20 protein-coding genes are annotated in these 23,182 nt (G+C 65.2%); 4 read left to right on the top strand and 16 right to left on the bottom strand.

The window, feature by feature from the left end; all coding sequences use genetic code 11:
• The first annotated feature begins 7 nt into the window (after positions 1–7).
• Together ABIG06_RS08640 and ABIG06_RS08645 are read left to right on the top strand one after the other, a co-directional pair.
• On the top strand, positions 8–907 hold the full coding sequence (locus tag ABIG06_RS08640) for a transcriptional regulator GcvA (protein WP_370135586.1): 900 nt from the start codon (positions 8–10) through the stop codon (positions 905–907).
• A gap of 143 nt (positions 908–1,050) precedes the next feature.
• Positions 1,051–2,379, top strand: a complete 1,329-nt coding sequence (locus ABIG06_RS08645) for an MFS transporter (RefSeq protein ID WP_424578253.1) — start codon at positions 1,051–1,053, stop codon at positions 2,377–2,379.
• Positions 2,380–2,466: 87 nt separating this feature from the next.
• Here the strand turns inward: ABIG06_RS08645 and ABIG06_RS08650 are convergent, their stop codons facing one another.
• The 3 genes from ABIG06_RS08650 to ABIG06_RS08660 are packed head-to-tail and all read right to left on the bottom strand — an operon-like array spanning position 2,467 to position 5,073.
• Positions 2,467–2,880 (bottom strand): Rieske (2Fe-2S) protein, encoded by a 414-nt coding sequence (locus tag ABIG06_RS08650; RefSeq protein WP_124159351.1) that lies wholly within the window; start codon positions 2,878–2,880, stop codon positions 2,467–2,469.
• Positions 2,880–3,989, bottom strand: a complete 1,110-nt coding sequence (locus tag ABIG06_RS08655) for an amidohydrolase family protein (RefSeq protein ID WP_370135589.1) — start codon at positions 3,987–3,989, stop codon at positions 2,880–2,882. The genes ABIG06_RS08650 and ABIG06_RS08655 overlap by 1 nt, the downstream gene beginning before the upstream one ends.
• 25 nt (positions 3,990–4,014) lie before the next feature.
• Entirely contained in the window at positions 4,015–5,073 is a 1,059-nt protein-coding gene (locus ABIG06_RS08660) for an amidohydrolase family protein (RefSeq protein WP_370135592.1), read from the bottom strand.
• A gap of 143 nt (positions 5,074–5,216) precedes the next feature.
• Between ABIG06_RS08660 and ABIG06_RS08665 the strand changes: the two genes are divergently transcribed.
• Positions 5,217–5,699, top strand: a complete 483-nt coding sequence (locus tag ABIG06_RS08665) for a CinA family protein (RefSeq protein WP_370135595.1) — start codon at positions 5,217–5,219, stop codon at positions 5,697–5,699.
• A gap of 109 nt (positions 5,700–5,808) precedes the next feature.
• Here the strand turns inward: ABIG06_RS08665 and ABIG06_RS08670 are convergent, their stop codons facing one another.
• The 12 genes from ABIG06_RS08670 to ABIG06_RS08725 form a co-directional block, all read right to left on the bottom strand.
• Positions 5,809–6,084: a DUF1488 family protein gene (locus tag ABIG06_RS08670; RefSeq protein WP_370135597.1), complete on the bottom strand. Its 276-nt coding sequence runs from the start codon at positions 6,082–6,084 to the stop codon at positions 5,809–5,811.
• A gap of 81 nt (positions 6,085–6,165) precedes the next feature.
• Positions 6,166–7,635, bottom strand: a complete 1,470-nt coding sequence (locus ABIG06_RS08675) for an AMP nucleosidase (RefSeq protein WP_370135600.1) — start codon at positions 7,633–7,635, stop codon at positions 6,166–6,168.
• Positions 7,636–7,746: 111 nt separating this feature from the next.
• Positions 7,747–9,081, bottom strand: a complete 1,335-nt coding sequence (locus tag ABIG06_RS08680; RefSeq protein ID WP_124159357.1) for an HlyD family type I secretion periplasmic adaptor subunit — start codon at positions 9,079–9,081, stop codon at positions 7,747–7,749.
• Positions 9,082–9,106: 25 nt separating this feature from the next.
• On the bottom strand, positions 9,107–10,855 hold the full coding sequence (locus tag ABIG06_RS08685; RefSeq protein WP_424578254.1) for a type I secretion system permease/ATPase: 1,749 nt from the start codon (positions 10,853–10,855) through the stop codon (positions 9,107–9,109).
• A gap of 255 nt (positions 10,856–11,110) precedes the next feature.
• Positions 11,111–11,380, bottom strand: a complete 270-nt coding sequence (locus tag ABIG06_RS08690) for a GlsB/YeaQ/YmgE family stress response membrane protein (RefSeq protein WP_124159359.1) — start codon at positions 11,378–11,380, stop codon at positions 11,111–11,113.
• A 118-nt stretch (positions 11,381–11,498) separates the two neighbouring features.
• Positions 11,499–12,476, bottom strand: coding sequence for an ABC transporter ATP-binding protein (locus ABIG06_RS08695; RefSeq protein ID WP_370135606.1), 978 nt, complete (start codon positions 12,474–12,476; stop codon positions 11,499–11,501).
• Positions 12,473–13,888 carry an amidase gene (locus ABIG06_RS08700; protein ID WP_370135609.1) on the bottom strand — a complete coding sequence of 472 codons (1,416 nt, stop codon included), beginning with the start codon at positions 13,886–13,888 and terminating at the stop codon, positions 12,473–12,475. The genes ABIG06_RS08695 and ABIG06_RS08700 overlap by 4 nt, the downstream gene beginning before the upstream one ends.
• Complete coding sequence (locus tag ABIG06_RS08705; protein WP_028179607.1) at positions 13,885–14,082, bottom strand: hypothetical protein; 198 nt, start codon at positions 14,080–14,082, stop codon at positions 13,885–13,887. Before ABIG06_RS08705 ends, ABIG06_RS08700 begins: the two co-directional genes overlap by 4 nt.
• Positions 14,079–15,137 (bottom strand): ABC transporter ATP-binding protein, encoded by a 1,059-nt coding sequence (locus tag ABIG06_RS08710; RefSeq protein WP_424578255.1) that lies wholly within the window; start codon positions 15,135–15,137, stop codon positions 14,079–14,081. The genes ABIG06_RS08705 and ABIG06_RS08710 overlap by 4 nt, the downstream gene beginning before the upstream one ends.
• A 3-nt stretch (positions 15,138–15,140) precedes the next feature.
• Positions 15,141–16,043, bottom strand: a complete 903-nt coding sequence (locus ABIG06_RS08715) for an ABC transporter permease (RefSeq protein ID WP_370135613.1) — start codon at positions 16,041–16,043, stop codon at positions 15,141–15,143.
• Between the two features lie 3 nt (positions 16,044–16,046).
• On the bottom strand, positions 16,047–17,000 hold the full coding sequence (locus ABIG06_RS08720) for an ABC transporter permease (RefSeq protein WP_124159364.1): 954 nt from the start codon (positions 16,998–17,000) through the stop codon (positions 16,047–16,049).
• Between the two features lie 193 nt (positions 17,001–17,193).
• Positions 17,194–18,852, bottom strand: coding sequence for an ABC transporter substrate-binding protein (locus ABIG06_RS08725; protein ID WP_370135614.1), 1,659 nt, complete (start codon positions 18,850–18,852; stop codon positions 17,194–17,196).
• Between the two features lie 199 nt (positions 18,853–19,051).
• Between ABIG06_RS08725 and ABIG06_RS08730 the strand changes: the two genes are divergently transcribed.
• Positions 19,052–20,647 carry an ABC transporter substrate-binding protein gene (locus ABIG06_RS08730; RefSeq protein WP_370135617.1) on the top strand — a complete coding sequence of 532 codons (1,596 nt, stop codon included), beginning with the start codon at positions 19,052–19,054 and terminating at the stop codon, positions 20,645–20,647.
• Positions 20,648–20,913: 266 nt separating this feature from the next.
• On the opposite strand, the gene ABIG06_RS08735 is transcribed toward ABIG06_RS08730, so the two are convergent.
• Positions 20,914–23,145, bottom strand: coding sequence for a CHASE2 domain-containing protein (locus tag ABIG06_RS08735; RefSeq protein WP_370135619.1), 2,232 nt, complete (start codon positions 23,143–23,145; stop codon positions 20,914–20,916).
• Positions 23,146–23,182: the final 37 nt, after the last annotated feature.

The raw sequence follows: 23,182 nt of genomic DNA on the forward strand, positions 1-23,182 counted from the left end.
CTGCCAAATGACTGCCAGATTGCCGTCCTTGAACGGATTGCGGGCGTTCGAGGCCGCCGCGCGCCATCTCAGCTTCACGCTGGCAGCCAGCGAGCTGAACGTGACCCAGACCGCGATCAGCCATCAGATCCGCAGGCTGGAGGAGGAGCTCGGCATCCGCCTGTTCATCCGGCAGAACCGCGCGCTGGCGCTGACGCCGGAGGCGCGCGACTACCTCCCGGGCGTTCGCGCCGCCTTCAACGACCTCCGGCTCGCCACCGACCGCCTGCTGCGCAAAGAGGACGACAAGGTGCTGACCGTGTCGACACTGGCCTCGCTCGCGGCAAAATGGCTGCTGCCGCGCCTGACCGATTTCCAGGAGCAGCATCCCGGCATCGACGTGCGCATCACCACCTCGACCAGCCTCGTCGACTTCCAGCGCGACAATGTCGATGCCGCGATCCGCTATGGCCGCGGCCAGTGGCCGGGCGTGCGCGCCGATTGGCTGATGGCGGACGAGCTGTTCCCGGTGTGCAGTCCGTCACTGCTGCGCGGCGACAAGCCGCTGCGCCGGCCGGAGGATCTGCGCAACCATCCGCTGCTGCACACCTCGAACGCCAACAGCGATGATTGGCGGCTGTGGCTGACTGCGGCGGGCCTGCCGGCCGACATCGCAAGGCAACCTGGCATCACCTTCGACATGATCTTCATGACCATCCAGGCCGCGATCGACGGCATCGGCGTGGCGATGGGGCGGACCTCCTACGTCCAGGACGACATCGCCAAGGGCCGCCTCGTTGTCCCCTTCAAGATCGCACTGCCGGCCGATGCCGGGTTCTACCTGGTCGCGCCGGAGGGCCGCCGCGAGGCGCCGAAACTTGCCGCATTCCGGCAATGGATCGTCGCTGCAACGCAAAATAAAGCCTGAAAAATCATCAGCTTCCTCCGGAATACCGGTTGACTCGCCCCGCTCCGCGCGGGAAGGGGTATGACAGATTGTCGCAGCATCAATCTGTCGCCTTGCCGTGAATTTCAGTCGGCCCGGCCACGTCTTCCAAGGGGAGCAACGTCATGGCTGGACCAGCCGCCTCAACCAGTCCGCCCGCAATCAAGTCACGCGTCGGGGCGATCCTGCGCGCAACTAGCGGCAATTTCCTCGAGCAGTTCGATTTCTTTCTGTTCGGCTTCTATGCCGCCGCGATCGGCAAGGCGTTCTTCCCCTCGACGAACGAGACCGCCTCCCTGCTCAACACGTTCGGCGTGTTCTGGCTCGGCGCCTTGATGCGCCCGGTCGGCGCCATCGTGCTGGGGGCCTATATCGACCGCATCGGCCGCCGCCACGGACTGATCGTCACGCTCGGCATCATGGCCTTCGGCACCGTCGTCATTGCGTTCTGCCCGAGCTACGCGACCATCGGCATCGCGGCGCCAGTCATCGTGCTGATCGGCCGGCTGCTGCAAGGCTTCTCGGCCGGCGTCGAGCTCGGCGGCGTGTCTGTGTATCTCGCGGAGATCTCGACGCCCGGCAATCGCGGCTTCTACACCTCGTTCCAGTCCTCGAGCCAGCAGGTCGCGATCTTCGTGGCCTCGATCCTCGGCTACATCCTCTCCGAGGTGATGCCGGCCGACACCGTGGGCGCCTGGGGCTGGCGCATTCCCTTCTTCGTGGGCTGCCTGATCATTCCGCTGATCTTCCTCCTGCGGCGGACGCTGGAGGAGACGCCGGCCTTCCTCGCCATGAAGAAGCATCCGAGCGCGAGCGAGGTGTTCGCCTCGGCACTCGCCAACTGGCGCGTCGTCGTGCTCGGCATGATGATCGCGATCCTGACCACGACGACGTTCTACTTCGTTACCGTGTATACGCCGACCTTCGGCAAGTCCGTGCTGAAGCTGTCGACGCAGGATGCGCTGCTGGTCACCCTGCTGGTGGCGGTGACCAACTTCATCTGGAATCCGGTCGGCGGCGCGCTCTCCGATCGCATCGGCCGCAAGCCGGTGCTAATCGCGATCGCCTGCCTGTCGCTCGTCACCGCCTATCCGGCTCTGCACTGGCTGGTGGCGGCGCCGACCTTCGGCAAGCTGCTCGCGGTCGAAATGATGTTCTCGTTCTATTTCGGCGTCTACAGCGGCACCATGTTGGGTGCCCTCGTCGAGATCGTGCCGGCGCATGTCCGCACCACCTGCTTCTCGCTGGCGTTTGCGCTCGCCGCCGCCCTGTTCGGCACCTTCACGCCGTTCGCCTCGACCTGGCTGATCGAGCGGACCGGCGACAAGGCATCGCCCGGCTTCTGGCTGATGTTCGCCGCCCTGCTCGGCATCATCGCGGCCTCGACGGTGTATCGCGGCGGCAAGGCGGTGCCGGCCCATGATGCGGTGCCGGAGCCGGTGGCGGGGCATTAGGACGGTGTCATTCCGCAAGAGGCGAGCATTTCTGTCGCACGATGGATTCCGGGTTCAGCCCTGCGGGCCGCCCCGGAATGACAGGGGCTACAGCTCCACCACCACGTAGTCACTCTCGATCCTGACCGTGACAGTCTCGGCGACATACGGCCCCTTCACCACGCTCGCGCCCGGCTCGACATGGGCCGGATAGGCCTTGACGCGGAAGCGGCGGGGGTCGCAATAGGATTGGCCGGTGCGGATGTCGAACTCCCAGCCGTGCCAGGGGCAGCGGATGATCTCCCCCAACTTGGTGTATTCGATCTCGCCGGGATTGCTCGACTGCGCCAGCCCGATCAGCGGTCCCTCACACAGCGCCGCGCCTTGATGCGGGCAGCGGTTCATCAGGCCGAAATACTCGCCCTTGATGTTGAAGATTGCGATCGGCCGCCCGTCGATCTCCAAAAACTTTCGCGTGCCCGGCGGAAGCTCGTCGACCGGCGCGATGACGTGTCTTGCCATCAGGAAACGCCGTAGAGCTTCTTCGCGTTACCGAAATAGAACGCCTCGCGATTGGCCTCGCTGACGCCCGCCGGCAAGACGCGCGAGGGCTCATCGTAATCCCAATGCGGATAGTCGGTCGCGAACAGAAGCCGGTCCCAGCCGATCCATTTGATGACGTCGAACAGGTCCTCGCGACGCTCCGGATCCTCCATTGGCTGCGTCGTCCACCACACCTGCTCGCGGATATATTCCGACGGCGGCCGCTTCACATGCGGCACCTCGCTCCTGAGCCGCTGCCAGGCCTTGTCGAGCCGCCACGCCAGCGACGGCGCCCAGCCGAATCCGGCCTCGATCATCACCATCTTCAATTTCGGGAAACGCTCGAACACGCCCTCCAGCACGAGGCTCGCCAGCGCCGATTGCTGGCATTGCGAGTGACCTACCATCTCCTCGATGTAATAGGACGGCCAGCCCGACGGCGTGATCGGGTTGCCGCCGAAGCCGAAGGCGTGGACGCCGACCGGAAGGCCAGCCTCCTCCGCGGCCTGATAGATCGGCCAATAGCGGCGCTGGCCGAGCGGCTCGACATTGCGGCTGAGCAGCAGCACCTGCACGAAGTTCTTGTCGCCGGCGCGCTCGCGGATCTCGGCGGCGGCCGACAGTCCGTCCTCATTGCCGACGACGATGGATGCCTTCAGCCGCTTGTCCTTGGACGTCCATTTGTCGATCTGCCAGTCGTTAATCGCCGAGCATAGGGCCGCCGAGAGCTCGTGATTGCGGATGCCCTGCCCGGTGTTGAGCGGGTTGAGCACGCCCAGCTGCACGTTGTTGGGATCGAGCAATTGCTTCTGCATGAACGACAGCGAGGACCCCTGCGGGCCGCCTTCCGGCGGATAGGCATCGCGGCGCGAGGCGTTGGGCTGGGCTTTGGGATAGGGCGGGCCCTCCATCATGCCCTGATAGGCATGGACGCCGTAGACCTCGAGGTGATGCTGCCAGCGTTTTGCGAGATAGGGGTAGAGCTCGGTGCGGGTAGCGCGTGCCGGGTGGATGTCGCAGTCCGCGATCGCGGTTTTGACGGTCAGGGGGGACGCGGCTTCTTGGCTCTCGCGGAACTGGATATTCATCGCCTTGCCTCCTTTGGCAGCGGGCTCATTTCAGGCGGGGATAGGTTGCATGCGGATTGTCGATCATGATCTTGCGCACGAGATCGGGGGACAGACCTTCGGGCAGCGCGTCCTGGCCGTCGAACTGCCAGTGCGGATAGTCCGTGGAGAATAGGACCAATTCGTCCGACTGCATATGATCAAACAGGCGAATTAATGTCTCCGGTTCCGGCGGCGCATCAAATGGCTGTAACGAGAAGCGGATGTTGCTGCGCACAATCTCCAGCGGAGCGCGATCGACCCAGGGCGTTTCCATCCGCACCCCGCGCCAGAACTTGTGCAGGCGCCAGAGATAGGGCGCGATCCAGGAGACGCCGGACTCCAGCATCACCATTTTCAGCTTCGGATATTTGGCGAACACGCCTTCGACGATCAGGCTGGTGAGCTGGGTCTGGAACGCCTGGGCCTGCCCGACATAGTCCTCGATGTGGTAGGACCCCCACCCCACCGCGGTCGGCGGATTATGATAGGCGGAACCGGCATGGATGCCGACCGGCAGTTCCAGGCGCTCCGCGGCCTCATAGATCGGCCACAGCGCCCGCTTGCCGAGCGGCACGTCGCCCATCACGAGCATCAAGACCTGCACGAAGCGCCTGTCCGGCGCACAGCGCTCGATCTCGGCGACCGCCTTCTCGACGCCTTGCGTCGGGATCACGATCGAGCCACGCAGCCGCGCGTTGCGATCGAGCCATTCCTTCGCCAGCCAATCGTTCAGCGCGCGGCAGAAGGCGGCCTGCATGTCCTCGGAGAACACCATCTGCACGCCGTACAGCGGATTGCAGATGGCATGCTCGAGCTGGAAGGGATCGAGCACATGGCGCTGCATGTCCGCCAGACTCTCGCCCGGCTTGCCCTGCTCGGGCCGCCAGTCGGGCCGTGCCGTAATCGGCGAGTTCTGCGGATAGGATTGCGAGACGAGGTCGACCATGCCGCGCGTCGTGACCTGATCGCGCCAATAATCGTTCAGGTAGGGCAGCAGGCTGGTCAGATGCGGCACGGCCGGATGCACATCGCAGTCCACCCCGCCGGCGATCAGGGACGCCATGACGTCTCCTTCACGTTTCCTCGTCAATTCTTGTCTCGTGCCTGCATTCAAGCAGGCCTGCCCGCCGCCCGCAACTCAGCCGGGGCCACCGGCATATGCTAGGAAGGCGCAGCTCGGTTGCGAAGGAAAGAGGGGTTTCAGGGATGAAAGAGCTCGTCGGAATTGCGGAACGGGTCGCGGCCCAGCTGATCACACGCAAACAGACCATCGCGGTTGCGGAATCATCGGCCGGCGGCCTGATCTCGGCCAGCCTGCTCGCGGTGCCTGGCGCCTCCGCCTATTACCTCGGCGGCGCGGTGGTCTACACCCGCGATGCCAGACGGGTGCTGATGGATATTTCGGATGACGGCATGAAGGGTTTTCGGTCGTCGTCGGAGCCTTACGCCCAACTGCTGGCCGAGCAGATGCGCAGCCGCTTCAATTGTGATTGGGGTCTGTCCGAGACCGGCGCCGCCGGCCCCACCGGCAACCGCTACGGCGACGCAGCGGGCCATAGCTGCATGGCGGTCGCAGGCCCCGCCGCGGAGGTGATGACGCTGGAGACGGGCAGCAGCGACCGGTTTGCCAACATGCAGGTGTTTGCGGCAACAGCGCTGAAGTTGCTGCTGAGGAAGCTGGAGGGGTGAGCGGCTGCCGCAGCAGGGACACTTCCAATACCGTTATCCTGAGGTGCTCCCCTTGCATCGCAAGGGGAGCCTCGACGGCGAGGGACGGTGCTCGTCGTGACGTTCCATCTCACCGTCCCAAATGCCGCGTGAAAATCCGCACCACATACCCCTTCACCCGCGGTGCTTCGTCGTAGAGATCTGATGCGATCCGCTCGATGGTCTCGCGCAGGGACAGGAATTGTGCCTGACGGGCGCTGCTTTCGGTGCCCTGCATGCCCGCGAGCTCGTCCATCGCGGCGTCGCTGATCTGGCAATGCACGACCTCGCCATCGTTCAGCATGGTGAAGCGGAAGGCCAGCCGTTCGAGGTCGTGGCCGATGATCCTGTCGCGCGTCAGCGGCATTGAAAGCGTCCCGGTCGCCCCCCTCGCGCACAATGCGGAAAATTCTCCGGCTTGTCAGCAGGGATGAAGGGGGGCCCGGACCTACTGGAACGCGACTTCGGCGAAACTGCGGAGCTTTCGCGAATGCAGGCGCTCGGACTCCTGCCGCTTGAGCCGCTCCAGCGCCTTGAGCCCGATCTCGAGATGCTGGCCGACACGGCGGCGGTAGAATTCGCTGGCCATGCCGGCCAGCTTGATCTCGCCGTGCAGCGGCTTGTCGGAGACACAAAGCAGCGTGCCGTAGGGGACGCGAAAACGGTAGCCGTTGGCGGCGATCGCGGCCGATTCCATATCGAGCGCGACCGCGCGCGATTGCGACAGGCGGCGGATCACTTCAGGCCCGGAAATCTCCCAGTTGCGGTTGTCGACGCTCGCCACCGTCCCCGTGCGCATCAGGCGCTTCAGCTCGAAACCTTCGAGGCCGGTGACATCCTCGACCGCCTCCTCGAGCGCGACCTGCATCTCGGCGAGCGCCGGGATCGGCACCCACAGCGGCAGCTCACGGTCGAGCACATGGTCCTCGCGCACATAGCCATGCGCGAGCACGTAGTCGCCGAGCCGCTGCGTGTTGCGCAGTCCCGCGCAGTGGCCGAGCATGAGCCAGGCGTGCGGCCGCAGCACCGCAACGTGGTCGGTGATGTTGCGCGCATTGGAGGGACCGGTGCCGATGTTGATCAGCGTGATGCCGCGATAGCCGGCCTCGACCAGATGGAAGGCCGGCATCTGCGGTGCGCGCGCGGGGGCAACACCCGTCGTCGCGCCGCCGGCGCGCGTGACGACGTTGCCGGGTGCAACGAAAGCGTCGAGGCCCGCCTCGCCGGATTGAAGCCGCTGCTGGCAGAGTTGCGCGAAGGCGTCGACATAGAACTGGTAATTGGTGAAGATCACGAAGTTCTGGAAATATTCGGGATCGGTGCCGGTGTAGTGATAGAGCCGGCGCAGCGAGTAATCGACGCGGGCGGCGCGGAACAGGGACAGCGGCTCGGGCGCCCCCGGCCGGAGCTCGAAGGTGCCGTCGGCAATCGCATCGTCCATCGTCGCGAGATCAGGCACGTCGAACGCATCGCGCAGCGACCGCGTGACGGCGGAGTTCTCGCTGGTGGTGATGGCGGCCTCGATATTGATGTCGCGGCGATAGGCGAAGTGGATCGGGATCGGCTCGGCCGATTCGCCGATCTCGACCGGCACGCCGTGATTCTGGATCAGCAATCCGATCTGCTCGGTGAGATAGCTGCGGAACAGATCCGGCCGCGTCACGCTGGTCTCATGCACGCCGGGGCCCGCGACGAAGCCATACGACAGACGCGAATCCAGCCGCGCATGCGTCGCGGTGGTGATGCGGACAAAGGGATAATAGGCCCGCATTCGCGTCGTGACTGTCTCGCCATTGACATAGGCCTCGAACCGGTCGCGCAGGAACTTGGTGTTGCGCTCGTAGATCTCTTCGAGGCGGGCAACCGCGAGGCTCGCGTCGGTGAGGGATTCGGTGGCGATGGAAGGTGGGGATTGCATGATTCGACCGCCGCTTTGCTTGAAACAAGCGCACTATAGCAGGATCGTAGCCAAGTCGTCATTGCGAGCGCAGCGAAGCAATGACGAGGAAAGATGACGCGCTTTCGCGCGTCACTTCTCCCGGAACGCCCGCATCAGCTGGTCGTGCAGCGGCTTCATCAGGTAGGACAGCATGGTGCGGTCGCCGGTCTGGACGAAGGCTTCCACGGGCATGCCGGGAATCAGCTTGACGTCGCCGAGCCGGGCGACCTCCTCGGCCGGCATCGAGACGCGGATGGTGTAGTAGCCCTGGCCGGTGCGCTGGTCGGTGGTGACGTCGGGCGAGACGCGGCTGACGACGCCGTTGAGCTCCGGCGTGGTGCGCTGGTTGAACGCCGAGAGGCGCAGCAGCGTCTTCTGGCCGATCTGAAGCTTGTCGATATCGACCGGATTGACCTTGGCCTCGACCTGGAGATCGTCGGCCTGCGGAACGATCAGCATCAAGGTATCGCCGGCCGTGACGACGCCGCCGACGGTGTGCACGGTCGATTGCAGCACCATGCCGTCCTGCGGCGCGCGGATGTCCACGCGCCGGAGCTGGTCTTCGGCCGCGACCTTGCGCTCGATCAGCTCGCCGATCTTGTCGTTGGTCTCGCGCAGGTCCTTGGAGACCTCGCTGACCACGTCCTTGTCGATCTGGATGATCTGGAGCTCGGTCTCGGTGATCTTGCCCTTGGCCTGGGCGCGTGAGGCGATGTACTGCGCGCGCTCGCCGTTGAGACGCGCCGAGTCGCGTTCGAGCTGGGTCAGCCGCGAGATCTGCACCAGGCGCTTTTCATAGAGCTCGCGCACGCCGGTGAGCTCGTTCTGCACCAGCGCGATCTCCTGGTCCTTGGCCTTCTCCTGGGCGCTGAGACCGGAGATTTCCTCGTTGAGCTGCGTGATGCGCTCACGCAGCTGCGCTTTCTGCCCGGTGCGGCCGTTGACGCGGACGTCGAACAGCTTGGTTTCGGCCGAGAGCAGCACCTTGACGTCGGGATCGCTGGTACGCTCGAGCAGCGTCTGCGGAAACTCGATGCTGTCGAGGCCGCGCTGCTCGGCCTGCAATCGCGCCGCACGCGCCTGCGCGGCATCGAGATTCTTGGTGACGATGGCAAGGTTGGCCTTGGTCACGGTGTCGTCGAGCCGCACCACGATGTCGCCGGCCTTGACCAGATCACCGTCGCGGGCGCGCACCTCGCCAACCACCCCGCCGGTCGGATGCTGCACCTTCTTGACGTTGGATTCGACCACGATCTGCCCCGGCGCGATCAGCGCGCCGGAAATCAAGACGGTCGACGCCCAGCCGCCGAGGCCGACGACCAGGACCAGCACGATCGCGAGGCCGAGGATCAGGTGAAACTTGATGGAGTCGCGCACGGTCTTCTTCGCGGCCGGCTTCGGGCCGCCGATGGCCATCGTGCTCATGACTTTGTGCTCATGGACTTTGTGCTCATGACTTGGCCACTCCGCCTTCGCTGACGATCTTGATCGGTGCCGGCGGCGTCGCTCGCGGCTGCAGCACCTGGGCGAGCACCTGCTCCTTGGGGCCGAACGCCTGCATGCGGCCGTCGCGCAGCACCAGGATCTGGTCGACCGCCTCGACGCCGATCGGGCGGTGCGCCACCACGACGACGATGGCCCCGCGCTCGCGGGCAGCGCGGACGGCGCGGGTCAGCGCCTCGTCGCCTTCGGTGTCGAGGTTGGAGTTGGGCTCGTCGAGCACGATCAGGAAGGGCTTGCCGTAGAGCGCGCGCGCCAGCGCCACGCGCTGCGCCTGGCCTGCGGAGAGCGCTGCGCCCTGCTCGCCCACCTGGGTATTGTAACCCTCGCGCATCTTGATGATCATGTCATGCACGCCGGCTTCTTTCGCAGCCGCGATGATGTCCTCGGAGGTCGCCCCGGGATCGAACCGGCTGATGTTCTGCGCGATGGTGCCACCGAACAGTTCGACGTCCTGCGGCAGATAGCCGATGTGGCGGCCGAGCATGTCGGACGACCATTGATCGAGCGCCGCGCCGTCGAGCCGCACCTTGCCGCGCACCGGCTGCCAGACCCCGACCAGCGCGCGGATCAATGACGACTTGCCGGAGCCGCTCGGGCCGATCACGCCGAGGCCGTTGCCGGCGGCGAGCGCGAAGGTGACGTCCTGCACCACGAGGCGCTGGTCGCCGGGCGGCACCATGGCGAGGCCTTCGACAGAGAGCCGGCTGGTGGGCGCCTGCAACTGGGTCGGCATCGCCTGCGCCGGCATCTGCTCCAGCAGGCGCGTGAGGCGGTGCCAGCTCTGGCGTGCCGCGACGAAGGACTTCCAATGCGCGATGGCGAGATCGACCGGCGCGAGCGCGCGGGCGGAGAGGATCGAGCCGGCGATGATGATGCCCGCCGTCGCCTCCTGGTGAATGACGAGATAAGCGCCGACCGCGAGCACGGCCGATTGCAGCATCATGCGCAGCACCTTTGCGACTGCACCCAGACCGCCAGCGACGTCGCTCGCACGCTGATTGCCGGCGAGATATTTTTCGTTGGCTTCGCTCCAGCGCTGGTTCATCCGTCCGGCCATGCCCATCGACACCATCACCTCGGCGTTGCGGCGGCTGGCCTGGGCGAGATCGTTGCGCTGGGCGGCGAGCCCCATCGCCTCGCGTGCCGGCTGGCGGGACATGAACTCGGTGACCAGCGTCAGGCCGACCAGGATGATGGCGCCGACCAGCGCGGTGACGCCGATCAGGACGTGGAAGGCGAAGCAGATGGCGAGATAGAGCGGCAGCCAGGGCAGATCGAAGAACGCGCTCGGACCCAAGCCGCCGAGGAAGGAGCGGACATTGTCCAGATCGCGCAGTGGCTGCAGGCCCTCGTTGCGGCTGCCGACCAGGAGCGGCAGGCGCACGATGGTGTCGAACACGCGCTTGTTGAGGGCTTCGTCGAGCGAGGTACCGATCCGCCCCAGGATGCGGTTGCGAATCATGTCGAGCACGCCCTGTGCCATGTAGAGGAAACTGGCGAGGATGATGAGGCCGATCAGGGTCGGGATGCTGCGGCTCGGCAGCACCCGGTCGTAGACCTCCAGCATGAAGATCGACCCGGTCAGATAGAGCAGGTTGATCATGCAGCTCATCAAGCCGACGCCGATGAACGCCGTGCGACAAGCGCGCAAGGCGTCACCGAGCTCTGAACGGCGGACGCCAGGGATGGCTGCCATCAGTCTGATCTCTTTCGGCTAGGGGGCAAGGCCCCTGATTTCACGGGCAATTCAGGGTACTCGCCCCGGATTAACATCGTGTTCGCCCGGCGTCCAACGCAGCCGAGCTCATCCAGAGCCCTGATGGGCCACATCTACCCCTGATGGCCTCCCGCGCAAGTCCGGAATTTCACAGGCTTGCGGCTTTTTCTTGCAGGCTTTCAGCCTCTTCCGGGAAATCGCGAGGTTGAAAGTTCCGGCCAGCCGAATGCGGGGCTAGAACCTGCCCCCGCCACGCACCAGGCGGACGACGACCAGCAGGATGACGGCGCCGATGGCGGAGTAGACGATTTCGGAGACGAGCCCCGTGCCGAGACGAATGCCGAGCTTGGGAAACAGGAAGCTCGCCACCAGCGCGCCGGCGATGCCGACCACGATGTCGCCGATGATTCCGAACCCGGTCCCGCGCACCACCTTGCCAGCAAGCCAGCCGGCGACCAGGCCGACGAACAGGATGACCACCAGGCCTTCGTTGGAAATGTACATGAGTGAGGTCCCTCTCCGTGACCGGAGCCATGGAACGGGAACCGGAATGAATGAGGTGTGAATACTGGCGGTGTGGCTCGCGCAGCCGGGATCATGCTCCAGCTCAACTCATCCGGGACTATGACACCACGGTGACCGGCTCCGCCAGCACGCATCTCGCCGCCCGCCCCGGTCCGACCTCGACATTCGCGGGCAGCCCTTCCAGGCAGCGCGGCATTGCGAGCTTGCAGCGGGGAGCAAAGGAGCAATTGTGCGGCTTCTCCGCCAGCGAGGGCGGGGTGCCGGGAATGGTCTCCAGGCGGGCGCCGCGCTTGGCGCCGTGGATGGTCGAGGCGAGCAGGCCCTTGGCGTAGGGATGCACCGGCGAGCGGACGATGTCGCGAAGCGTGCCCTGCTCCACGATCTGGCCGGCATACATCACCGCGACGCGGTCGCAGATCTCGATGGCAACGCCGATGTCGTGGGTGACGAAGATGACGGACATGCCGAACTCGCGCTGCAGCTCGCGCAGCAGCAGGAGGATCTGGATCTGCACGGTGGCATCGAGCGCCGTGGTCGGCTCGTCCGCCAGCAGGATCTTGGGCCGGCAGGCGAGTGCAAGCGCGATCATCGCGCGCTGACGCATGCCGCCTGACATCTCGTGCGGATAGGCGTCGAGACGCCGCTTGGCCGAAGGGATGCGTACGACCTCGAGCATTTCGAGCGCCCGCGCCCTCCCTTCCGCAAAGCTCTTGCCTTCATGGCGCACCACGCTTTCGGCGATCTGCGCGCCGATGGTGTAGACCGGATCGAGCGCCAGCGCCGGCTCCTGGAAGATCATCGACACGGTCTGGCCGCGGAACGACGAGAGCTGCTCGTCGTTCATGGCGAGCACGTCCTGCCCCAGCACGTTGACCTTGCCCGTGATCTGCGTCCGCTTCTTCGGCAAGAGCCGCATCAGCGCACGCAAGGTCACGCTCTTGCCCGAACCGGATTCACCGAGCAGGCCCAGCACCTCGCTGTTCCCCAGCGAGAGGCTGAGATCGTTTACGGCATAGACCGTGCGCTCGCCGGTGAAGCGGATGTTGAGGCCCGAGATCTCGACGAGATTGGTCATGACGGCAGCTTCGGCAGACGGTCGTGATAGTCGGTGGCGCGCTGGAAGGCGGCGCCGATGGTGAGCAGGGTCGCCTCGTCGAAGGAGCGCCCGATCAGCTGCATGCCGACAGGCAGGCCGGATTTGGTGAAGCCTGACGGCACCGTCAGCGACGGCAGGCCGAGGAAATTCACCGGTCGGGTGAACAGCGTCAGGCGCTGCACCATGGCCGGTGCGTTCGGACCGCCGCCGACATCGCTCTCCTCGATCGTGGGCGCCGGCACGGGCGAGGCCGGAGCGATGATCGCGTCGACACCGGCAGTGGCCGCATTGTGCGCAGCGAGCGCCGGGCCGCGCCAGCGCATCGCCTCGAGATAGGTGATGGCGGGAACGGCGAGACCGTTCTGGAGCCGCATCAGGACCTGCGCGCCGTAGTCCTGCGGACGCTCGATCATCCAGCGCTTGTGGAAGGCGGCAGCTTCGGCCGCCAGCACGAGCTGGCTGGCCGAGGACAATTGCCGCTGGTCCGGCAGCTCGACCTTGACGATGTCGGCGCCCTCGCGCTTGAGCACCGCGATGGTCTCGTCCAGCACGCGCGCGACCTCGCTGTCGAGATCGTCGACGTAGAAGGACGTGGGCACGCCGATCTTCAGGCCCTTCAACGAGCCCTTGGTCGCGCCGACATAATCCGACAGCGGCTCTTGGCTGCAGGTGGAATCGGCGGGGTCGGCGCCGGCCATCAAGGCCAGCAGCAGCGCACAGTCCTCGGCGGTGCGGGCGAGCGGCCCGACGGTGTCGAGCGATTGCGACAGCGGCATCGCACCGGCGCGGCTGACGCGGCCCACGGTGGTCTTGAGTCCCGTGACGCCGCAAAAATGCGCGGGCATGCGGATCGAGCCACCGGTGTCCGAGCCAAGCGCTGCATAGGTCAGCCGCGCGGCCACCGCCGAGCCCGAGCCGGACGAGGAGCCGCCGGTGATGTGCGCGACCTTCCAGGGATTGCGCACCGGCCCGTAATGGGCGTTGTGCCCGGTCGGGCCATAGGCGAATTCGGCCAGATGCAGCGTGCCGAGGCGAACCTGGCCGGCATCCTTCAGCCGCTGCAAGGCGGTGGAGGTGACCGTCGGCACGAAGTCGCGCCGGATCAGCGAGCCGCAGGTCGCGACGTGACCGGCGTCGTAATACATATCCTTGTGCGCGAGCGGCACGCCGTGCAGCGGACCACGGACATTGCCCTTGGCAAGCTCGGCATCGGCGGCATCGGCCGCCTTCAACGCAGCCTCCGCTTCGATCGACATGAACGCGTTGAGGTGCGGCTGCCATTGCCCGATGCGGTGCAGCAGCGCGCGCGTCGCCTGATGCGAGGACAGCTGCTTCATTGCGATCGCACGCGCGACCTCGGTGAGCGTCATCAATGCGGGTTCGGTGCTCATTTCGACACCTTCTGCGTCTGCGCGAGCACATAGCCGGCGGGCTCGAGGTCGAACGGCAGCGTGCCGGCAATGGCCGCGAAGCCCTCGAAGGCAGGCCCGATGGCATTGGAGATGCGGGTTGCGATCTCGTCGTCCACGGGCACGCCCGCGACCAGCGCGATCGGCTTGATGTCTTTCGGTGTCGGTCTCGTCATGCGGTCTTCTCCCTGGGCGCGCGGCTATGGCCTGAACCCGGTATCGCCATGTAGCACGCAGCCTCGTGGCCCATACTATCGAGCGCGGTGAGCTTTGGTGTCGCATTTGCGCAGAGCGGCTCCGCAAACGGACAACGGGTGTGGAAGCGACAGCCCGAGGGCGGATCGATCGGATTGGGCGGGTCGCCCGATATCGGCGGCGTCTCGGTGCGCTTGTCGGGATCCGATGACGGCATCGCCGCAAGAAGGGCGCGCGTGTAGGGATGGGCAGGCGCGTCCCAGACCTGGTCGACCGGACCGAGCTCGACGACCTCGCCGAGATACATCACCAGCACGCGGTCCGAGATGTAGCGCACGACGTTGAGGTCGTGGCTGATGAACAGATAGGTCAGGCCGAACTCGCGCTTGAGATCGGCGAGCAGATTGAGCACCTGCGCCTCGACGGACTTGTCGAGCGCGGAGACGGCTTCGTCGAGGATCACCAGCCGCGGCGACAGCGCCAGCGCCCGCGCGATGTTGACGCGCTGCCGCTGGCCGCCGGAGATCTCGTGCGGATAACGGTTGGCGAAGGTTTCCGGACGCAGGCCGACCTTGCCGAGCAGCTCGCGCGCGAGCGCACGTGCCGTGGCGTCGGCCATGCCGTGCACCTTGGGGCCGAAGGCGATCGATTCCTCGATGGTGAGGCGCGGATTGAGCGAGGCGTAGGAGTCCTGGAACACCATCTGCATGCCGCGGCGCAATTCGCGCAAGCTCAGCGACTGGCCGACGGTCATGCCGTCATAGATGATGTCGCCGTCGTCGCGCGGCATCAGATGCATCAGCAGCCGCGCGGTGGTGGACTTGCCGCAACCGGATTCGCCGACGATGCCGACCGTCTCGCCCTTGGCGATGGCGAAGGAGACGTTGTCGACGGCGCGCACGGTACGCCTTGCGGCGAACAGCCCTCCGCGCACGGGAAAATGCTTGTTCAGCCCGTTGACCTGCAGCAGCGGCTGCGCGACGCCGCCGCGATCTTCGACCTGTTCGAGCATTTCGATGGAGGCATTCTCGCTCATGGCTTAGTTCCTGATGTCCATGGCGCTGCGCAGGCCGTCCGAGAGCAGGTTGAAGCAGATCGAGACCGCGAAGATCATCGCGCCGGGCAACGCTGCGACCCAGGGGTTGACGTAGATCGCCGTGCGCAGCGTGTTCAGCATCAGGCCCCATTCCGGCTCCGGCGGCTTTGTGCCGAGACCGAGGAAGGACAGACCGGCCGCCAGGATCATCGAGACCGAGATCAGGCTGGTGGCATAGACGAAGATCGCACCCAGCACGTTGCCGAGGATGTGCACGCGCATGATGGTGAAGGGCCCGGCGCCGGAGGCACGCGCGGCCTCGACGAAGTCCATGTTGCGCACACCTGTCGTGACGCTCTCGGCGACGCGGGTGATCTGAGGCACGAACACCACGGTCAACGACACGATGGAATTGAGGATGCCGGCCCCGAGCGCGCCGGAGATCGCGATCGCCAGAAGCACGGAGGGGAAGGCGTAGAACACGTCGACCGTGCGCATGATCGCGGTGTTGAGCTTGCCGCCGACATAGCCGGCAATGATGCCAAGCGAGGTGCCGATGCAGAAGGCGAGGATCACGGGCAGGATGCCGATGACCAGCGACAGCCGCCCCCCATAGATCAGCCGTGCCAGCATGTCGCGGCCGAGTTCGTCGGTGCCGAGCGGATAGCCTGGCGTGCCGATGTGGCGCAGGCGGCGGATCATCGAACCCTTGTAGGGATCTTCGAGGCCCAGCCATGGCGCAAGGACCGCGGAGAGGAAAATCAGCAGCAGCACCAGCGCGCAGGCCATGCTGACCTTGTCGCGCATGATGCGGCGGCCGACGGTCGCCCAATAGCCGCGCGCCTTGGTCGCGGGCGCGGCCTGCAGCGCGGCATCGGCGGTGGCGTGAAGCGGAAGCTCGCTCATCGGCTAGCCCCGCTTGATGCGCGGGTCGATCGCGGCTTGGGCGATGTCGACCAGCAGGTTGAGAAAGACGAAGAACAGCGCCAGGATCAGAATCGTGCCCTGCAGCAGCGGCAGGTCGCGCTGGAAGATCGCCGAGTTGAGCAGGAAGCCCGAGCCAGGCCAGGAGAACACGGTCTCGATCAGGATCGAGCCGCCGAGCATGTAGCCGAGCTGAAGCCCCATCACCGCAAGCGCGGTGGGCGCGGCGTTCTTGATGACGTGGCGGAACACGCCGCGCTCGTGCAGGCCCTTGGCCCGCAAGGCCTCGACGAAGTCCTGCGAGAGAATGTCACCGGTGAGCGCGCGCACGGTGCGCGTGACGATGCCCATCGGGATCACCGATGTCGTGATCGCCGGCAGCACCAGATATTTCAGGTGCGCCCAATCCCAGGCCCAGGAATTGGAGCCGCTGGGGCCAGCGCCCACCGCGGGCAGCCAGTTGAGCTGCACCGAGAAAATGATGACGAGCAGCATGCCGAGCCAGTAATGCGGCACCGAGACGCCGGCGATGGCAAAGGAGGTCGCGACCTTGTCGATCCAGGTCTCGCGGAAATAGCCGGCGATCAAACCGAGCAGGATGCCCATCGTGAAGCCGATGATGGCCGCGGCAATCGCGAGCGTCACGGTGTTGCCGACCGCGCGCATGACCTCGGCGAGCACCGGGCGTCCCGTCGCGATGGAATTGCCGAGATCGCCATGGAGGGCACGAAGCAGCCACAGGCCGAACTGCACCGGCAGCGGCCGGTCGAAGCCATAGGCGGCGCGGAGCTGCGCGGCGAGCTCCTGCGAGGCGTCGGCCGGCAGCACCGCGACGAGCGGATCGCCCGGCGTGATGTGCACAAGGAGAAAGCACACCAGCGCCACGCTGATGACGATGGGGACGACATAGACGATGCGTCGGGCGATATAGGCGAGCACGTTGTTTCTTTTCTTCCCTTCTCCCCTTGTGGGAGAAGGTGGCGCAAAGCGCCGGATGAGGGGTTCTAACCGCGGACGAAACTTTTCCAATCGAAGGGTCCGCATCCGCGGAGAGAGACCCCTCACCCGGCTTCGCTTCGCGAAGCCACCCTCTCCCGCAAGGGGAGAGGGTGCACCGAGCGTGTGGCGCGAGCTACTGTATCGACACCGGCGAGAAGTCGATGAACCAGCTCTTCGGCTGCACCACGCCTGTCACCTTCGGGCTCATCGCGCGCGGCCCGACGTCGTGGGCGACGTAGAGGAAAGCCGCGTCGTCGACGGAGGCCGCATGCAGTTCGGCGAGCGCGGCATCGCGTGCGGCGGGATCGAAGGTCTGCCGCGCCTTCTTCACCAGCTCGTCGAATTTGGGGTTGTTGATGAAACCCCAATTGTTCGAGACCGGCGGCGCCATGCCCGATTGCAGGAAGCGCACCAGCGCGAAGAACGGGTCCATCGCCGCATAGGTGACGTTGGTCGCGTTCGAGCCGTTGGCGCTGGGATCCTTGGCGCCGCGGCGCCAGTTGGTGAACAGCGTATTCCACTCGATGACGTCGAGCTTCACGTCGAAATAGCATTCGGCCAGCGCCTGCTGGAGATACTCGTTCATCGCCAGCGGCTGCATCTGACCCGAGCCGGACGCAGATGTCTGCGTCTTCACCGTCAGCTTCTTGTTGGGGCCGAAGCCGGCCTCCTGCATCAGCTTCTGCGCAGCCGCCTTGTCGTATTTGATCTGGAAGGTGGGATTGCCGCGCCAGGGATGGCCAGGCTCGAAGGTGCCGGTCGCGGGCACCATCAGGCCGGCGAGCAGGCCGTCCCTGAGGCCTTCCCGATCGATGCAGAGGTTCGCCGCCTTGCGCACGCGGATGTCGTTCCAGGGCGAGCCCTCGATGCGCGAGAATTGCCACGGCCAGACGTGCGGCTGCTCGTTGGCGTAGAGCTTGAAGCCGCGCTGCTTCAATTCGGGGATCGCGTCCGGCGCCGGCGCCTCGACCCAATCGACCTGGCCGGAGAGCAGCGCCGCGGTGCGCGCATTCGCTTCCGGCATCGGCAGCAGCACCATCTTGTCGATCTTGGGGACGCGTGCCTTGTCCCAATAGTTCGCGTTCTTGACCAGCTCGAGCCGCTCGCGCGGCGTGAAGCTCGACATCTTCCACGGGCCGGTGCCCGAGGCGTCCTTGGCGAACGCGGTCCAGGCGGCCTGCGACTTCGCCTTGGCATCGGCGCCCTCGGCCTTGTCGTAGAAGGCCTGCCACTTCGCCGGGCTCGCCATGAACAGGTTGGTGAGGTTGATCGGCAGGAAGCTGTCGGGCTCCTTGGTGGTGAGCTCGACCGTCATGTCGTCGATCTTCTTCGCCGAGGCCAGCGTCGGCATGCGCGAGGCGGTGACGCCGACCTGGCTGGCATCGAATTGCGGCGCGTCCTGCTTCAGCACCTTTTCGACGTTCCACACGACAGCATCGGCGTTGAACGGCGAGCCGTCATGGAACGTGACGCCGGGACGCAGCTTGAAGACCCACTTGGTCTTGTCGGCATCGTCGACCTTCCACTCGGTGGCAAGGCCGGGGATCACCACGCTCGCCTTGTCGGCAGAGGACAGGTCCCAGCCGGTCAGCGCGTCGTACATGGTGAGGCCGGTGAAGCGATTGCCTTCAAAGCCCTGATCGGGCTGACCCAGGGTGCGCGGAATATCGGCAGCGGTCATGCCGATGCGCAGCACGGTCTCGGCGCTGACTGCGCGCGGCCATGCGGCCACGCTGCCGAGCGCCAACAGCGCGATCAGCGCCGCGCGGGTCTTGTTCTTCTTGATAAGCATCGCCTCAATCCTTTTCCGGCTTTCGATGATTAATTTTGATGCACCCGTATGCAATGGCTATGCCAAGGAGAAACTTATTCTGCAAATTGCCCTCAGGACGACAAGTACTTGTGATGACGCACCGGCGAAATCGGCGCACTGCCTATTCTGGCATCAAGATTGCAAGTCCAGGCCCAGACCCTCCCTGGAGCTTTGATCCATGCGTATTCGTCTGTCGACCTGTCTCGCCATGCTTGCGTTGACAGTTTCCGCAATCTCGGCGCGTGCCGAAACGGTGGTGCGTTACGGCATCTCGATGGCGGACATCCCGCTGACGACAGGCCAGCCCGATCGCGGCGCCGGCGCTTACCAATTCACGGCCTACACGATCTACGATCCCCTGGTCGCCTGGGAAATGGATGTCGCCGATCGCCCCGGCAAGCTGGTGCCGGGCCTCGCCACCGAATGGAAAGTCGACGATGCCGACAAGACCAAGTGGCGCTTTACGCTTCGCAAGGGCGTGAAGTTTCACGACGGCAGCGAGTTCAACGCCGATGCGGTGATCTGGAATCTGGACAAGGTGCTCAACGACAAGGCGCCGCAATTCGACAAGCGGCAGAGCGCACAGGTGAAGACCCGCCTGCCCTCCGTCGCGAGCTACGCCAAGGTCGACGACTTTACCGTGGAGATCACCACCAAGACGGTCGATTCCTTCTTCCCGTATCAGATGCTGTGGTTCCTGGTGTCGAGCCCGGCGCAGTATGAAAAGCTCGGCAAGGATTGGGACAAGTTCGCCAGCCAGCCCTCGGGCACCGGCCCTTTCAAATTGACCAAGCTGGTGCCGCGCGAGCTCGCCGAGCTGACCAAGAACCCTGACTACTGGAACAAGAAGCGTATCCCCAAGGTCGACAAGATCGTGCTGGTGCCGATGCCGGAAGCGTTGACGCGCACCAATGCGTTGCTTGCCGGCCAGGTCGACCTGATCGAGACGCCGGCGCCGGATGCCGTGCCGCAGCTGAAAGCGGCCGGCATGAAGCTCGTCGACAACGTCACGCCGCATGTCTGGAATTATCACCTCAGCGTGCTGCCCGGCTCGCCCTGGACCGACATCCGCCTGCGCAAGGCGCTCAACCTTGCGATCGATCGCGAGGCGGTGGTCGGCCTGATGAACGGCCTCGCCAAGCCGGCCAAAGGCCAGGTCGATCCGTCGAGCCCATGGTTCGGCAAACCGACCTTCGAGCTGAAATATGATCTCGCAGCAGCCAAGAAGCTGGTCGAGGAGGCCGGCTACTCCAAGGCCAAGCCGCTGAAGACCACCTTCATCATCGCGCAGGGCGGCACCGGACAGATGCTGTCGCTGCCGATGAACGAATTCCTGCAGCAGAGCTTCAAGGAGATCGGCATCGACATCGATTTCAAGGTCGTCGAGCTCGAGACCCTTTATACGCATTGGCGCAAGGGGGCGGCCGACGAGATGAACGCCGGCATCACCGCCAACAACATCGCCTATGTCACCTCGGACCCGCTCTATGCCATCGTCCGCTTCTTCCATTCCGGGCAGATCGCGCCTGTCGGCGTCAACTGGGGCGGCTACAAGAACCCGAAGGTGGATGCGCTGATCGACGAGGCCAAGCAGACCTTCGATGCCACCAAACAGGACGAGCTGCTGGCGCAGGCGCACGCGCTGATCGTGGACGATGCCGCACTGGTCTGGGTCGTCCACGACACCAACCCGCACGCGCTGTCGCCAAAGATCAAGCAATTCGTGCAGGCGCAGCACTGGTTCCAGGATCTGACGACGATCGGAGTGGAGTGACGGGAGCGGAGACAGCTGTCCCTGCCTAGGCAACGCGCAAGCGCGCCCGCCGCTTCGGACCAATGCGAGGAGAGATGGTGGGCACGGCGCTGACGCGCCTCTGCCCACCCTACGGAAGCGGATGTTTGGCGCACACAGGCGCATCAAACTCGTCATTGCGAGCGCAGCGAAGCAATCCAGTAATGCATCCGCGGAGACATTCTGGATTGCTTCGCTGCGCTCGCAATGACTGAGCGTGAGGCACCGGAGATGCCTCGATCGCACCGCTACTTCGTCAGCAGCGCATAGGCCCCGGTCCAGCCCTCGGGCGGCGGATTGAGCTGGAAATCCTTGATCCTTGCTTCGTAGAGCCGGAACAGCTTCTCCAGCGTGTCGGCGTCTTCGCTGCGGCGGCCGCGCTCGATCGCATCCAGCGCGCCCTGCCAGTCGCGGCTGCGGTAGCAGCCGAGCATCTCGATGGTGATGTTGCGCAGGCGCTGGAACGCGCCCGAATGCATCACGTCCTCGCGGCCCGCGATGGCATAGATGACTTCCGGCTCGGTCTTGCCCTTGACCATGATGAAGTCGAGCTCCAGAATCGCGAACTTCTCCTTGGCCGCGAGCGCGGTCCTGGATCCCACGATGATCGGGAAGCCGTATTCCTTGGTCTGCCCTTCCAGCCGCGACGCCAGGTTCACGCTGTCGCCAAGCACCGAGTAGTTCTTCTTCAGGTCGGAGCCCATGTTGCCGACCACACCGATACCGGTGTTGAGGCCGATGCCGACATTGAGCGGAATGTAGACGTGGCCGCCATCCGCGGCTTCCTGCTCGCGCTCCTTGTTGACCATGTCGATCCGCTCCAGCATCTGAATCGCAGCCTCGCAGGCATTGAGCTCGTGCTCGGCATCGTCGAGCGGCGCGTTCCAGAACGCCATGATGGCGTCGCCCATGTACTTGTCGATGTAGCCCTTGCGCTCGATGATGACGTCGGTCAGCGGCGTCAGGAAGCAGTTCATCAGCGCGATCAGCCCTTGCGGATCCTGCTTGTAGCTCTCGGAGATCGTGGTGAAGCCGCGCACGTCGGAGAACATGATCGTCATCTCGCGCTCCTCGCCGCCGAGCACGAGCTTTTCCGGCGACTGCGCCAGCTGCTCGACCAGCACCGGCGACATGTATTGCGCGAACATGCCGCGGATCTGCACGCGCTGGCGCTGCTCGCGCACGAAGCTGGCGAAGATCAGCGTCAGATAGATCGCCGTGGTCGAGAGCAGCGGATAGGTGAAGTCGATGAGATAGCGGTACTGCGCGTAGAAGAACCAGGACGTGCCGACCAGGATCGCGGCGAACATCGCACCGGCGAGCACGAGGCGCACGGGACCGAGATTTGGCGTGAAGATGATGACGAGCAGGCCGATGATGAGCGCGGCGAGCAACTCGACTCCGAGCGCGTAGTTCGGCTGCGAGATCACCGCGCCGCTCAGCAGGCTCTCGAGTACCTGGGCGTGGATCTCGACACCCGGCATGGTCGAGGATACCGGCGTGGTCTTGATGTCGTTGAGCCCGACCGCGGAGGTGCCGACCAGCACCAGCTTGCCGGCGAGCCTGGCGGGCGGCACGGTGTTGTCGAGGACGTCGGCCGCCGAGACGTAGATCGAAGGATCCTGGCGCGCATAGTGCACCCAGAGCTGACCGTTCTTATCGGTCGGAATCTCGACGCCCTTGAGGCGAATGGCCCGCACGCCGGTCTTGTCGGTCCGGATCAGCAGCGTCGGCGTGCCCGTGGCGACGCGCAGGATCTCGAGGCTGAGCGAGGGCATGACGTGGCCCTGGGCACGCATCACCATCGGCACGCGGCGGATCAGGCCGTCGCGTTCGGTCTTGATGGTGAACAGGCCGCGGCCGGCGGCGACCTTCTCGATGACGGGCACGTTGCGGAGCAGGCCAGGGAATTCGAACAGGAAGCGTTCGGCGCCCTCCTCGCCGACCGTCGCGATGCCGGTGAAAGGCAGCGACTTGTCGATCTCGGACGAGATCGCCCGCTGCCCGGTCTCGCCCAGCACCACGCGCGAGCGCTTGATCGCTTCGGCGAGGATCTGGTCGTTGGTCGGCAGCTCGCGCAGCTTGGCGCGGGTGCTATCGTCGAGATAGCGCATCTGGTCCGCGACCAGGTCCGGATTGAGCCGGTCTGGCTCAGAGAACACCACGTCGAAGCCGATCGCCACCGCGCCGTTCTGGGTGAGGTTCTGGATCAGGTCGGCGATCCGCGTGCGCGGCCACGGCCACTGGCCAAGCCTGGCGAGGCTCTTGTCGTCGATATCGACGATGGTGACCGGCCGCGCCGTCTTGTGGCGCGGATCGATCAGCTGGAACATGTCGAAGGTGCGCAGCCGCAATTCCTGGATCGGCGGCGGATCCCAGAGGCGAACGCCGGCAAACAGAACCAGCAGCGCAAGGCACATCAGCCGCGCAAAGCCGAACTTCCGCGCAAACCACCGCCGCAGGATCTTGAGACGTTTCATTTCGACCGGACTTCCTGCCCCGCTTCAGGTCTGATCT

The organism is Bradyrhizobium sp. USDA 326 (assembly GCF_049739485.1).
In the GTDB taxonomy this organism is placed as follows: Bacteria; Pseudomonadota; Alphaproteobacteria; order Rhizobiales; family Xanthobacteraceae; genus Bradyrhizobium.

Bases quoted from the DNA above. Each gene is read 5' to 3' on its own strand.
- ABIG06_RS08675 (WP_370135600.1), bottom strand. From the start codon at position 7,635: ATGCAATCCCCACCTTCCATCGCCACCGAATCCCTCACCGACGCGAGC.
- ABIG06_RS08640 (WP_370135586.1), top strand. From the start codon at position 8: ATGACTGCCAGATTGCCGTCCTTGAACGGATTGCGGGCGTTCGAGGCC.
- ABIG06_RS08665 (WP_370135595.1), top strand. From the start codon at position 5,217: ATGAAAGAGCTCGTCGGAATTGCGGAACGGGTCGCGGCCCAGCTGATC.
- ABIG06_RS08730 (WP_370135617.1), top strand. From the start codon at position 19,052: ATGCGTATTCGTCTGTCGACCTGTCTCGCCATGCTTGCGTTGACAGTT.
- ABIG06_RS08650 (WP_124159351.1), bottom strand. From the start codon at position 2,880: ATGGCAAGACACGTCATCGCGCCGGTCGACGAGCTTCCGCCGGGCACG.
- ABIG06_RS08690 (WP_124159359.1), bottom strand. From the start codon at position 11,380: ATGTACATTTCCAACGAAGGCCTGGTGGTCATCCTGTTCGTCGGCCTG.
- ABIG06_RS08660 (WP_370135592.1), bottom strand. From the start codon at position 5,073: ATGGCGTCCCTGATCGCCGGCGGGGTGGACTGCGATGTGCATCCGGCC.
- ABIG06_RS08735 (WP_370135619.1), bottom strand. From the start codon at position 23,145: ATGAAACGTCTCAAGATCCTGCGGCGGTGGTTTGCGCGGAAGTTCGGC.
- ABIG06_RS08685 (WP_424578254.1), bottom strand. From the start codon at position 10,855: ATGGCAGCCATCCCTGGCGTCCGCCGTTCAGAGCTCGGTGACGCCTTG.
- ABIG06_RS08695 (WP_370135606.1), bottom strand. From the start codon at position 12,476: ATGACCAATCTCGTCGAGATCTCGGGCCTCAACATCCGCTTCACCGGC.
- ABIG06_RS08645 (WP_424578253.1), top strand. From the start codon at position 1,051: ATGGCTGGACCAGCCGCCTCAACCAGTCCGCCCGCAATCAAGTCACGC.
- ABIG06_RS08715 (WP_370135613.1), bottom strand. From the start codon at position 16,043: ATGAGCGAGCTTCCGCTTCACGCCACCGCCGATGCCGCGCTGCAGGCC.
- ABIG06_RS08725 (WP_370135614.1), bottom strand. From the start codon at position 18,852: ATGCTTATCAAGAAGAACAAGACCCGCGCGGCGCTGATCGCGCTGTTG.
- ABIG06_RS08700 (WP_370135609.1), bottom strand. From the start codon at position 13,888: ATGAGCACCGAACCCGCATTGATGACGCTCACCGAGGTCGCGCGTGCG.
- ABIG06_RS08710 (WP_424578255.1), bottom strand. From the start codon at position 15,137: ATGAGCGAGAATGCCTCCATCGAAATGCTCGAACAGGTCGAAGATCGC.
- ABIG06_RS08680 (WP_124159357.1), bottom strand. From the start codon at position 9,081: ATGAGCACGATGGCCATCGGCGGCCCGAAGCCGGCCGCGAAGAAGACC.
- ABIG06_RS08705 (WP_028179607.1), bottom strand. From the start codon at position 14,082: ATGACGAGACCGACACCGAAAGACATCAAGCCGATCGCGCTGGTCGCG.
- ABIG06_RS08655 (WP_370135589.1), bottom strand. From the start codon at position 3,989: ATGAATATCCAGTTCCGCGAGAGCCAAGAAGCCGCGTCCCCCCTGACC.
- ABIG06_RS08670 (WP_370135597.1), bottom strand. From the start codon at position 6,084: ATGCCGCTGACGCGCGACAGGATCATCGGCCACGACCTCGAACGGCTG.